This window comes from Mesorhizobium sp. M1252, assembly GCF_040318265.1.
In the GTDB taxonomy this organism is placed as follows: domain Bacteria; phylum Pseudomonadota; class Alphaproteobacteria; order Rhizobiales; family Rhizobiaceae; genus Mesorhizobium.
Genome location: NZ_JAMYLX010000005.1, coordinates 213,079 through 225,064 on the forward strand (window position 1 = coordinate 213,079; position 11,986 = coordinate 225,064).

The following is an 11,986-nucleotide window of genomic DNA, read 5'->3' on the forward strand; positions in this document are numbered from 1 at the left end:
AGAGGGAACACAAAATGAGCTTCACTCGTCGCAACCTGCTTCTTCTCGCCGCCACGATCGGCATCGCTGCCGGCCCGGCCACCGCCTTTGCCGCCGATGTGCTCAATGTCGGCGCCTACCCGACCAATCCGCCCTTCGAATACAAGAACGAGAGCGGCACGTTCGAGGGCTTTGAAGTCGACATCGTCAACGAAGCGGCCAAGCGTGCCGGCATGACCACCGACATTGCCGACCTCGGCTTCCAGGCGCTGTTCGCGGCTGTCAGTTCCAACCGCATCGATGTCGCGATCTCCTCCATCACCATCACGCCGGAGCGACTGAAAACGCTGTCCTTCACCCAGCCCTATTATGACTCCGACATGGGCATTGCGACGAAGACCGATAGCGCTGTTAACACCGAGGCCGACCTCAAGGGCAAGATCGTCGGCGTGCTTTCAGGCTCGACCGGCGAGACCTGGGTCAAGGCGCATCAGGAGGCTGACGGCTACAGAGACGTGAAGGGCTATGACACGCAGCAGAATCTTCTGCTCGACCTCAGCGCGGGCCGCGTGGACGCCGCCGTCAGCGATATTCCGGGCATGGAATACTCCTTCACCAAGATGAAGGACCTGAAGGTCAAGCAGCGCATCAAGACCGGCGAACAGTACGGCCTGATGATGAGCAAGGACCATCCGCTGCTCGGCAAGCTGAACGACGCGCTGACCGCGATGAAGAAGGACGGAACGCTGGCCGCGATCCACAAGAAGTGGTTCGGCAGCGACGCGCCAGCCGATTCCTCGACGGTCAAGGAAATGGCGCTGCCCAAGGCCTGACCGGCAATGCACTTAAATCGTGCCGGCTCCCAGGCCGGCACGATTCATTTCACGCTTCGGCGCCTGCTGCCACACGGATAGCCTCATCGGAGGCAAGGTCGATTGGTTTTAACTTGAGCATCCTTTGCTCTGGGGTTCGGGAACGCTCCCATGTCGCTGATCGACACCTTCTTCAATCCTGACGTGATCATGTCCAGCCTGCCGGCGCTGTTGCGTGGCTTCCTGAACACGCTGCTGCTCGGCATTTTGAGTATCGGCATCGGCATTCCCATTGGCCTGGGGATCAGCCTGTTGCGGCTCTATGCGCCGAAGCCGCTGCGCTGGCTGGCGGTCGGCTACACCGACATCTTCCGGGCCCTGCCGGTGCTGGTGGTGCTGATCCTGATCTATTATGCGCTGCCCTTCCTCGGCATCCGTCTGTCGTCCTGGGCCTCCGCCGTGACGGCGTTCGCCATCATCATGTCGGCCTATTCAGCAGAAGTGTTCCGCTCCGGCATTGAGAGCATTCCGAAAGGCCAATTCGAGGCAGCACAGGCGCTCGGCCTGCCTTTCCTTTTGACCTTGCGCAAGGTGGTGCTGCCGCAGGCGATCCGCGTCGTCATCCCGCCGATGACCAGCAATTGCGTCTCGATGTTCAAGGACACGTCGCTCGCTTCCACCGTTGCGCTGCCTGAACTGTTGAAGGAAGCGACCAACGCGCAGTCGCTCTATGCCAATCCCTCGCCGCTGATCGGCGCCGCTTTGGTCTATCTCATCTTCCTCTGGCCCATGGTCCGCCTCGTCAGCCTGCTCGAAGACCGCTTCAAGACCGAGAAGACGCGCTGACCTCATCAACCGTCCCGCTTCCCAAGCCATTCGCAGGAGATACAGTTGAGCAATTCCCAAGCCGCCGGCGGCTTTCCGGTCGACACCATCCGCGCCATGTTTCCGGCCTTGCAGCGCGCCGGTGATTTCATCTTCATGGACAACGCCGCCGGCGCGCAGATCCCGCAGAGCGTGCTCGACGCGGTGACCAATCACCTGGTCTCGCACAATGTGCAGCGTGGTGGTCGCTATGGGCGCTCGGCCACGGTCGACCAATCGGTTGCGGATGCTCGGACGAGCGTGGCCTTGCTGATCAACGCCTACAGTCCGTCGGAAATCTGCTTCGGCATGAACGCCACCTCGTTCATTCGCCTGGTCAGCCTCGGCATCGGCCAGATGCTGGCCAAGGACACAGAGCGCGACGAGATCGTCATCACCGATATGGACCACGACGCCAACATCGCCACGTGGCTGGCGCTGGAGCCCGCCGGAGCGAAGTTCAAATGGTGGCGCATGCGCGAGGACGGCAACCTGCATGTCGACGACCTCAAGCCGCTGGTTTCCGATCGCACCCGTCTCGTCGCCTGCACGGTGACCGCGCATTCGATCGGTTCGGTCGTCGACGTCGCTTCGGTGGCCGCGATCGCGCATGCGGCCGGCGCCGAAGTGTTCCTTGACTGCGTGCATTACGGACCGCACGGGCTGATCGACGTGCAGGCCTGGGACTGCGACTATCTCGTCTGCTCCGGCTACAAGAATTTCTCGCCGCATATGGGCTTTCTGTGGGGCCGCTTCGAAACGCTGAAGCGGCTGCCGACCTTCCGCGAGGATTTCATCCCCGACGAGCCGCCTTACAAGGTCGAGGCCGGCACCTTCATCTACGAGAACGTCTCAGGCATGGATGCCGCGGTGCAGTACCTGGAACTGATCGGCCGCAATCTGGCGCCCTCCAACAACCGCTCGCGGCGCGACAACATCGTTGCCGGCATGGGCGCTATCCGCGACTACGAAGTGCTCCTGGCGCGTGAGATGCTCGCGGTGCTCAAAGCTTGCGGCGCGACCATTTACGGGGTTTCGGAAGAGACCCGCATCAACGAGCGCGTGCCGACCTTCTGCTTCAACATCGGCAAGCTGTCGCCGCAGCGGATCGTCGAGGAAATGGCTGACATGCAGATCGGCATCCGCGACGGCCATATGTATGCGCCCCGGTTGATGAAGCGTCTCAACCTGTCGATGGACAGCGGCGCCATCCGCGCCTCGCTGGTCCATTACAACACGGTCGACGAGGTCAGGCGTTTCGGCCAGGCGTTGCGCGCCGTCGTAGCCAAGCTGTCGTAGCTTGTCCGTCAGATGTCTCCGGCGTGGAACATCGGCCCGCCCTTGTGGGCCGGGAAGCCATAGCCGTTGATCATCACCAGATCGATGTCGGAGGCACGCGCCGCGATGCCTTCGGCCAGCAGTGCCTTGCCCTCTTCGGCCATTGCCGCCAGTAAGCGCGTGACGATCTCATCGGACGAAAAGCGGCGCGGCACGATGCCGTTGGCCGCTCGCACGGCCTCGATCAGCGCCGTTACTTGCGGGTCGCTCCTGCGTTCGCCGTCCGAATAATCGTACCAGCCGCGCCCGGTCTTGCGGCCGAAGCGGCCGGCCTCGCACAGCCGGTCGGCGATTTCGACATAACGTGCTTGCGGATCGCGCATCGCCGCCTGTCGCTTGCGCCGCGCCCAGGCTATCTCCAGCCCAGCCATATCGTTGACCGCGAAGATCCCCATCGGGAAGCCCCAGGCCTCCAGCGCGGCATCCACCTCATCGGGTGCTGCGCCATCCTCCACCATGAACTCCGCCTCGCGGCGGTAGGCCGAATAGATGCGGTTGCCGATGAAACCCTCGGTAACGCCGCACACGACAGGCAGCTTGCCAAGCGTCCTGACGAAGGCGATCGCCGAGGCGAGCACATCGGGCGCCGTCGCCGCGCAATCCACCACTTCGGTGAGCCGCATGACGTTGGCCGGGGAGAAAAAATGCAGGCCGGCGATCCGTTCGGGCCGGGCGGTTGCCGAGGCGATCTCGTCGGGGTTGAGGTAGCTGGTGTTGGTCGCAAGGATGGCGTCCGGGCGGACGATACGTTCGAGCTTCCGGAAGAGTTCGGTTTTTACCGCGAGATCGTCGAACACTGCCTCGATGACCAGATCGGCCTGCACCAGCCTGCCGGCGTCACTGGCCGCTTCAAACCGGCTCAGCGCCTCCCTGCGGGCATGATCGGTGAGACGGCCGGATTGGACCGACTTGTCGAGAAGGCCGGCGACCCGCTCGTATCCTTTTGCCGCGGCGCCGTCGTTCTGCTCGATGCCGATTACGCGATAGCCGGCATTCAAGGCCGAGACCGCGATGCCTGCACCCATCAGGCCGGTTCCGACGATACCGACGGTCTCGACCTTGCGAGGCGTGACACCCTCCAGCCTGTCGACTTTGCTGGCTTGCCTCTCGGCAAAGAAGACGTGGCGCAACGCTGCCGCTTCGCGAGAATCCCGGAGGCGCAGGAAGGTCGCGCGTTCGTCCGCAAGACCGTCCTCAAGTCTGGCCGTGGACGCGGCCTGGACCAGTCTCACGGCTTCTGCAGGCGCCATCTGTCCACGGCTGCGGGAAAGCACCTTTCTTGCGGCTGCCGCGTCGGCCTCAGGTTGCGAGCGCGGGACGGAAAGCGCGCCCGTGCGCCGCAGCGGTTGGCCAACGAGACGGCGGGCGACATCGAGCGCGCCTTCGGGAAGATCGTCCGCAATGGTATCGATCAGACCGAGAGCGAGCGCTTCGTCGGCATTTGCGGGCCGACCCGTGCCGATCAGGTCAATTGCGGCGACCGTGCCGATGAGGCGGGGCAGGCGTTGGGTTCCGCCGGCCCCAGGCACTAACCCGAGCTTGACCTCGGGCAGGCCGAAGCTGGCCGCCTTGCTGGCCACCCGGTAGTGGCAGGCCAGCGCAATCTCGCAGCCGCCGCCGAGCGCCGCGCCGCCAACTGTCGCGACGACCGGTTTCGCGAAGCTCTCGATCGCTTCGATCACTTCAGGCAGTGTGGGCTCGATAGCGGGCTTGCCGAATTCCTTGATATCGGCGCCACCGATGAAGGTGCGCCCAATGGCGGTCAGCACCACGGCAGACACTTCATCCGACGCCGCACGCCCAAGCGCAGCCATCAGTCCGGCCCTGACATGGAAGGACAGCGCGTTGACCGGCGGATTTTCGATTGTGACGACGAGAACGCCATCGACGATCTTGCCTGTGACACTCTCGGAAAATCGTGCTGTGTTCATGGAGTTTTATCCCGGAACGACGGCAAATCTTCCTCCTCCTTCTGCTCTCCGCCAAATGCCGGTGTCCCGGCTCGGACGGATGAAGCGCCATGGATCTTCAAAATAATTTCAAGCTTAAAATAATTAGAATTCGAAAAACTTCAAGCCTACCGGAGTCGACTGCAAAAGGCGTCGCTACCACGACGGTGATCGGTCAGACTTGACGGTTGCACTGCGGTGCCGGGTCAAGGCGAGTTTGTGGAAACCTTCGGCAGCAGGGCTTTGAAATAGTCGATCGTCTGTTGCAGCCCGGCTTCCAAAGTCACCGTCGGCTCCCAGCCGACAAGCCTTTTGGCAAGGGTGATATCGGGCTGGCGGTGCCGCGGATCGTCTTGCGGAAGATCGCGGTAAATTATATCCGAACCTGATCCGGTCATCTGCGTCGTCAGTTCGGCCAAGCGCCTGATCGTTACTTCCCTTGGATTGCCGATGTTTACTGGACCGGTCACCTCCGGCCCCGTATCCATGAGGCGCAGCATGCCGCTCACCAGGTCGTCGACGTAGCAAAACGACCTTGTCTGTGAGCCGTCGCCGAAAATGGTTATCGGTTCACCACGAAGCGCCTGCACGATGAAATTTGAGACAACCCTGCCGTCTGCCGGGTGCATGCGCGGCCCGAACGTATTGAAAATCCGCGCGACCTTGACCCACAAGCCATGTTGTCGGTGATAGTCGAAGAACAGCGTTTCGGCGCAGCGTTTGCCTTCATCGTAGCATGAGCGCGGCCCGATCGGGTTTACATTGCCCCAGTAACTCTCGGGCTGCGGATGCACAGACGCGTCACCATAGACCTCACTGGTGGAGGCCTGAAAGACTTTGCATTTCAGCCGCTTTGCCAGTCCAAGAACATTGATGGCGCCGTGCACGGCGGTCTTGATCGTCTGAACCGGGTCGTACTGGTAGTGAACAGGCGAGGCCGGACACGCCAGGTTGTAAATCTCATCGACTTCGACGTAGAGCGGAAAGGTCACGTCATGGCGCATGAATTCGAAGCGGGGATGCTTGGCCAAATGGTCGATATTGCGCTTTGATCCGGTGAAAAGGTTGTCGACACACAAGATTTCGTCGCCTCGTTCCAACAGGCGGTCAATAAGATGCGAGCCGATAAACCCTGCGCCCCCGGTAACGAGAATGCGTCTGCGGCTGTCATAGAGTCTTGCCAATTTCTGCTCCCAGGCAAATGCTGATCGACCAGATATCGGTCGCCACACGCAGGATACGACGTGTCCGCAGCCAATGCACAAGGACCAAACTGAAATTTCGCAGATCCGCTCGGTGCCGATGCGAATTCCGATCCGGGCATTTGGTTTGATCAGAAGGCACGATTGAGGCCGATAGTGGCCTATGGATTGGCAGCAGAGAATATCAGCCCTGTCGTCAGGGCCGCCGCTGCGTAGATGGCCGGCAGAACCTGACGGTTCACCCCAATCCGCAGCAGAGAGTGGCTCGAAACCCGATCCTGCTGGATTTTATCCACAACTTCGATGACATCGGCGGATGGCAACATGAAAAAAACGGTGACGCCTATTTGCGTGAGACATTCCTCTTCGCGATAGAGCATCGTTGAATTGGCCAACAGCCTGCCATACAAGCACGTCGGCTCAACAGGTGGCTCGAGGAACCCCACGGATGTCCGAACGCATTGCAGTTATCGGCCTGGGTTATGTCGGCCTGCCGGTAGCCATTGCCTTTGGGAAGGTTTTCCCCGGCACCATAGCTTTTGACATCAGCGAGCGTCGGATCGGGGAATTGCATGGCGGCGTCGATCGTACGGGGGAAGTTGACGCAACGGCGCTCAAGGAGACCTCGATAGGGCTGACCACCGACCGGGAGATGTTGAAAGGCGCTACTTTCTTCATCGTCGCCGTGCCAACCCCTATCGACGCAAATCGCGCTCCCGATCTAGCTTCTTTGAAACTGGCGTCCGAACTCGTCGGCGAGGCGGTGAGCAAAGGCGCCGTCGTCGTTTTTGAGTCGACAGTCTATCCAGGTGTGACCGAAGATTTCTGTGGGCCGATCATCGAGCAGGTTTCCGGCCTGCGACATCCCCGCGACTTTGCCCTCGGCTATTCGCCCGAACGCGCCAACCCCGGCGATCGAGAACACTCGCTGCAAAAGATCGTCAAAGTCGTCTCCGGCGAGAATAACGAGACGCTGGAGCGCGTCGCGAACGTTTATGGCCGTATCATCGATGCCGGCGTCTACCGCGCCCCGTCGATCAAGGTGGCCGAGGCAGCGAAGGTTATCGAGAACACCCAGCGCGATCTGAACATCGCGCTGATGAACGAACTGGCAATGATCTTCGAGCGGCTCGATATCCGGACGCAGGATGTTCTTGATGCTGCGTCGACGAAATGGAACTTCCTTCCCTTCAAACCGGGGTTCGTCGGCGGCCACTGCATCAGCGTCGATCCATATTATTTGACCGCCAAGGCCGAGGCAGAAGGTTACCATCCGCAGATCATCCTCGCCGGACGTCGCATCAATGACGGCATGGGGGCCTTCGTCGCCCAGCAGGTTGTCAAACGGCTGATTGGTTCTGACACGCCCGTCAAAGGGGCTTCTGTCGGCATTCTCGGGCTGACATTCAAGGAGGACGTGCCGGATTTGCGCAACAGCCGCGTTTTCGACATGGTCAAGGAACTAAGGCAGTTCGGAATTGTCCCCAAAGTCCATGATCCCCTTGCCGATGTCGAAACCGCTCGGCGTGATCACGGCGAAACAATCCTGCCGCTCGATGAGATAAACGATTTGCAGGCGCTTGTTCTGGCGGTGCCTCACAGGCAATATCTCACCAACGAAAGAGCGCGTCTTTTTCAAATGATCAGGCCGGGGGGGACACTGTTCGATGTCAAGTCGGCCATCAAGCCCAATGAAGTTCCCGACAACATAAAATACTGGAGCTTGTAAAGCTCGCCTGAAATTAACGCTAGGATATGCAGTGACATCAAGCAGGCCGATACTGATCACCGGCGCAGCCGGGTTCATAGGGTTTCATCTTTGTCTGAGGCTGCTTGCCGAAGGACGCCAGGTTATCGGCCTCGACTCCATGAACGAGTATTATGACGTCAGCCTGAAGCAGGCTCGTCTCGAGCGGCTGAAAGCGTTTTCGAATTTTTGTTTCGAGCATGCCGATCTCACGGAGCGGGACCGTATTTCGGAGCTCTTCCTCTCGGCCGCGCCGGAGGTTGTCGTCAATCTCGCGGCGCAAGCCGGCGTACGCTATTCGATCAGTAATCCGCACGCCTATGTGGAAAGCAACCTCAGCGGCTTTGTCAACATCCTGGAAGGATGCCGGCAGGCCTCCGTCGGCCATCTGGTCTATGCATCGTCGAGTTCGATTTATGGCGGCAGCACCCGCATGCCGTTTTCCGTGCACGATCCGGCGGACCATCCGCTCAGCCTTTACGCCGCAAGCAAGAAGGCGAACGAGCTGATGGCGCACACATACAGCCATCTGTTTCGACTGCCGACCACCGGGCTGCGTTTTTTCACCGTCTATGGTCCGTGGGGGCGGCCGGACATGGCGCTGTTCATCTTCGCCAAGGCTATCCTCGCCGGCGAGCCGATCGAGGTCTTCAACTATGGCAACATGCAGCGGGATTTCACCTATATCGACGACATTGTCGAAGGTATTATCCGCGTCATGCAGCAACCCGCGACACCCAATCCTGAGTGGAAAAGTGTTGCGCCAGACCCAGCGACCAGCAACGCCCCGTTCAGGATTCACAACATCGGCGGCAATTCGCCCGTTCAACTGAACCGATTGATCGAGGTGCTCGAAGACGCGCTGGGACGCAAGGCAAACCGCAACCTCAGGCCACTTCAGCCAGGCGACGTTCCGGCAACTTTCGCCAATGTCAGCTCGCTCGAGGAGGCGACCGGCTTCAAGCCCAAAATCCCGATCGAAATAGGGGTTCCGCGCTTTGTCGAATGGTACCGGGAGTTCTACCGAGCATGATCGGACGCTTCGCCACCTGGAGGCGGCTGGCTCCTGACCAGCCATGGCTGGCGCATGCCGCTCGGAAAACTCAATAAGCCGCAGCCGAACTGGGTGTTGCCTGAAGGCGGTCAATATCTTTCCGGGGCGGCGCACCGAACAGGCGACGATATTCTCGGCTGAACTGCGAAGGGCTGTCATAGCCCACCGCGAACCCGGCCGTGCCTGCGTTTGCGCCGCCGGCAAGCATAATCCTTCGCGCCTCCTGCAGGCGCAGCTGCTTCTGGTATTCGAGCGGGGTCATGCGCGTAATCGCCTTGAAATGGGCATGAAGGGACGACGCGCTCATGCCTGATGCCGCCGCAATCTCTTCGATGCGCAGTTGTGCCTGGAAATGATTGCGGATCGTGGCGATGGCGCGGCTGACCTGGTTCAGGTGGCTGTCCACCGACGCCATCTGGCGAAGCGTGTCACCGTGCGGTCCGGTGAGGAGCCGGTAAAGGATTTCGCGTTCGATCAGCGGCGCCAGCACGGTGACGCTCTCGGGGCGATCGAGCAGCCTGACAAGCCGACAGGCGGCATCAATCAGGTCGGGGTCACTTGGATAGGCAGCTAACACCGGCAGATCCCTGCTGGGGGATGCACGTCCTTCTTTCACAAGCAGTTCGGCCAGCGCGGTGGAATCAAAATCTATCTTGCAACAGAGGTAGGGCGCCGCCGGGCTCGCCTCCAACACATGCCCGACCAGCGGCAGGTCGACCGAGACGAGCAGGTAGCTCGATGCGTCATAGACCACGCTCTGGTCGGCCAGCGAGACGCGCTTCGATCCTTGGGCGATTATGCAAAGCGACGCCTCGTAGACCGCAGGCACGGGTGCACTGGGCTGGTTGGCGCGAATGAGCGACAGCCGCGGCACCGCAGTGCCGGCCATGCCAGATTTCGGCGCAAAGCGGGTGATCAGCTCGGCGAGTTCATTGATTTTCTCCATGCCGCATAAATCTTCATGGCGCGAAATGTTGCAAGGCATTTCGAGTTCATTTGGAGGATCGTGCAAACTCTTTGGACGATCACGCTACCGGCCTTTGCCGGTTCGCGCCATCTATCTCCCCGTCACCGCAGCGAAAAAGGAACGATCATGACGGGACTTAAAGACAAGGTTGTACTCATCACCGGCGCCTCCAGCGGCATCGGCGAAGCGACGGTTCGGGAACTTGCCGGTGCCGGCGCCAGACTGTTCATCGGGGCCCGCCGCACCGAGCGGCTCAAGGCGCTGGCCGCAGAAATAGGCAAAGGCGTCGCGTGGCGCGAACTCGACGTGACTGACGCGGCGAATTTCGACGCCTTTGCCGATGCCGCTCATGCCGAATTCGGGCAGATCGATGTGCTGGTCAACAATGCCGGCGTCATGCCGCTGTCGCCGCTTGCCGCGCTGAAGCGCGATGAGTGGTCTCGCATGATCAATGTCAACATCGGCGGCGTGCTGAACGGGATCGCCGCGGTGCTGCCGCGCTTCGTCGCCCAGAAGAATGGGCATGTCGTCAATGTCGCCTCGGTCGGTGCGCATATCGTGCTGCCCACCGCGGCGGTCTATTGCGGCACGAAATATGCCGTCTGGGCAATCACCGAGGGGCTGCGGCAGGAGCATGACGACATCCGCGCCACGATCATCTCCCCCGGAGTGACCGCAACCGAACTGGGCGACGATATCAGCGATCCTCAGGTCGCCACGGCTCTGAAAGAATGGCGGCAGAAGTCGCTCACACCGGACGCCATTGCACGGGCGATCCGTTTTGCGCTTGATCAACCCGATGGCGTCGACGTCAACGAAGTGATCGTGCGGCCAACCGCTGCCAATATGTAGAACTTGCTGCCGGATGCCGGCTTTCGGCGAGCTAGGGCGCTCTCCGAGATCCGGCAAACGGCCCACCCCTTAATGCACCCGCCCTCAGCCTCTGGCGCAACTCCCGCGGGCCACATCGTACCGGCTCTCGAACGCGCGCGAAAAATGCGCACTCGAATTGAACCCGCAAGCAAAGGCGATTTCCGAGATCGTGGGCAACACTCGGGCGGGCGACAACAATTCTTCCTTGCTGCGCTCCAGCCGCCTGTCCCAGACGAAGCGTTCCGGTCTCGCGGCAAGGCCGGTGCGCCGCTGGGAACTTACCCCGCTAATCATCTCCCCTGCGACGGTAGAGATGTCAGGCTTCGCCGGCCAGGCGCGCTGAAATCAGCCGCGCCGCCTTGATCACCGCTTCGCCCTGGCTGGCCGCCATGCTGTCATCGGCGCGTGACACAGGCGAGGCCACCGCCAGAGTGCCTAAAGGACGGCCATCGGAGCCGAGGATTGCCGCGGCTATGCTGTGGACGCCTTCTTCATAGCCTTGGGAGCTCGAGGAATAGCCGCGCTTGGCGGCAAGCCGGATCGCCTTCATCAGCCTGTCGGGCTGCGTCACCGTGTGTGGCGTGAAGGTCGGCAACGGCTTGTCGACATAGGCCTCGGCCGCTTCCTGAGGCGAAGCGGCGAGAAAGGCGATGCCGGAGGCGGTGCCGTGCAAGGGCAGCACCTGGCCGACATCGACATTGACCCGGTTGGCCTTTGCCGAGAGTTCGACGTGGACGGTCAGCAGTGCGCCGGCGCTGAATTCCGACAGATGCACCGTTTCGCCTGTTTCCAGCGCCAGCTCGCGAACCACAGGTGCTGCCACGCGCACGAAGGGAAAATGCGCGTCGCGAAAGCGGGCCAGCCGCGACAGGCCGGCGCCGAGCCGGTAGCGGCGGCTTGCCGGCTCTTGTTCGATCAGGCGGTGGTCGGCCAGCGCCATCAGCAGGCGCCGCGCCGTCGCCTTGTCGAGGCCGGTTTTGCGGGCGAGCTCGGACAGGCCGATCTCCGGTTCGCCGAGCGTGAACTGCTCCAGCAGCGATATCGCTTTGCCGACTGTGCTCATCGTGCATCCTCAAGATACTTCGCATGGGACGAAAGCCAATCCACCTTGCAGTCCGCTCATAGCACATCAAACGGTGGTTCAAATAACGAACCGTTTGGAAGCGACAAAAAACACCAGCAAGTTTCGCGGCGACATCAA

At 61.0% G+C, this 11,986-nt stretch carries 12 protein-coding genes; 6 read left to right on the forward strand and 6 right to left on the reverse strand.

Features of this window, described 5'->3' with window-relative positions; all coding sequences use genetic code 11:
• Window positions 1-14 precede the first annotated feature (14 nt).
• The 3 genes from NKH22_RS12740 to NKH22_RS12750 all read left to right on the forward strand — a co-directional run bounded on the left by NKH22_RS12740 (window position 15) and on the right by NKH22_RS12750 (window position 2,954).
• Entirely contained in the window at window positions 15-812 is a 798-nt protein-coding gene (locus NKH22_RS12740) for an ABC transporter substrate-binding protein (RefSeq protein WP_352909672.1), read from the forward strand.
• A gap of 150 nt (window positions 813-962) precedes the next feature.
• Window positions 963-1,637: an amino acid ABC transporter permease gene (locus NKH22_RS12745; RefSeq protein ID WP_023667812.1), complete on the forward strand. Its 675-nt coding sequence runs from the start codon at window positions 963-965 to the stop codon at window positions 1,635-1,637.
• A gap of 45 nt (window positions 1,638-1,682) precedes the next feature.
• A complete protein-coding gene (locus NKH22_RS12750) occupies window positions 1,683-2,954 on the forward strand; it encodes a cysteine desulfurase-like protein (protein ID WP_352909673.1) in 1,272 nt (423 codons plus the stop codon).
• An 8-nt stretch (window positions 2,955-2,962) separates the two neighbouring features.
• On the opposite strand, the gene NKH22_RS12755 is transcribed toward NKH22_RS12750, so the two are convergent.
• From NKH22_RS12755 to NKH22_RS12765, 3 genes are all read right to left on the reverse strand, one after another.
• The gene (locus NKH22_RS12755; RefSeq protein WP_352909674.1) at window positions 2,963-4,924 is read right to left on the reverse strand and encodes a 3-hydroxyacyl-CoA dehydrogenase NAD-binding domain-containing protein; all 1,962 of its coding nucleotides are present in this window, start codon (window positions 4,922-4,924) and stop codon (window positions 2,963-2,965) included.
• Window positions 4,925-5,148: 224 nt separating this feature from the next.
• Window positions 5,149-6,126, reverse strand: a complete 978-nt coding sequence (locus NKH22_RS12760) for a UDP-glucuronic acid decarboxylase family protein (RefSeq protein WP_023667815.1) — start codon at window positions 6,124-6,126, stop codon at window positions 5,149-5,151.
• Between the two features lie 179 nt (window positions 6,127-6,305).
• Window positions 6,306-6,524: a hypothetical protein gene (locus tag NKH22_RS12765; RefSeq protein ID WP_023692281.1), complete on the reverse strand. Its 219-nt coding sequence runs from the start codon at window positions 6,522-6,524 to the stop codon at window positions 6,306-6,308.
• A gap of 68 nt (window positions 6,525-6,592) precedes the next feature.
• Between NKH22_RS12765 and NKH22_RS12770 the strand changes: the two genes are divergently transcribed.
• Together NKH22_RS12770 and NKH22_RS12775 are read left to right on the forward strand one after the other, a co-directional pair.
• On the forward strand, window positions 6,593-7,873 hold the full coding sequence (locus NKH22_RS12770) for a nucleotide sugar dehydrogenase (protein ID WP_023692280.1): 1,281 nt from the start codon (window positions 6,593-6,595) through the stop codon (window positions 7,871-7,873).
• A gap of 31 nt (window positions 7,874-7,904) precedes the next feature.
• Window positions 7,905-8,924 carry an NAD-dependent epimerase gene (locus NKH22_RS12775; protein WP_023834918.1) on the forward strand — a complete coding sequence of 340 codons (1,020 nt, stop codon included), beginning with the start codon at window positions 7,905-7,907 and terminating at the stop codon, window positions 8,922-8,924.
• A gap of 70 nt (window positions 8,925-8,994) precedes the next feature.
• Here the strand turns inward: NKH22_RS12775 and NKH22_RS12780 are convergent, their stop codons facing one another.
• Complete coding sequence (locus NKH22_RS12780) at window positions 8,995-9,891, reverse strand: AraC family transcriptional regulator (protein ID WP_023667819.1); 897 nt, start codon at window positions 9,889-9,891, stop codon at window positions 8,995-8,997.
• Between the two features lie 147 nt (window positions 9,892-10,038).
• Here NKH22_RS12780 and NKH22_RS12785 point away from each other — a divergent pair, with 147 nt between their 5' ends.
• Window positions 10,039-10,764 carry an SDR family oxidoreductase gene (locus NKH22_RS12785; protein ID WP_352909675.1) on the forward strand — a complete coding sequence of 242 codons (726 nt, stop codon included), beginning with the start codon at window positions 10,039-10,041 and terminating at the stop codon, window positions 10,762-10,764.
• An 84-nt stretch (window positions 10,765-10,848) separates the two neighbouring features.
• Here NKH22_RS12785 and NKH22_RS12790 read toward each other — a convergent pair whose 3' ends face one another.
• Window positions 10,849-11,079: a helix-turn-helix domain-containing protein gene (locus NKH22_RS12790; RefSeq protein ID WP_352909677.1), complete on the reverse strand. Its 231-nt coding sequence runs from the start codon at window positions 11,077-11,079 to the stop codon at window positions 10,849-10,851.
• Between the two features lie 22 nt (window positions 11,080-11,101).
• Window positions 11,102-11,848 (reverse strand): IclR family transcriptional regulator, encoded by a 747-nt coding sequence (locus NKH22_RS12795; protein WP_023748001.1) that lies wholly within the window; start codon window positions 11,846-11,848, stop codon window positions 11,102-11,104.
• Between the last annotated feature and the right edge of the window lie 138 nt (window positions 11,849-11,986).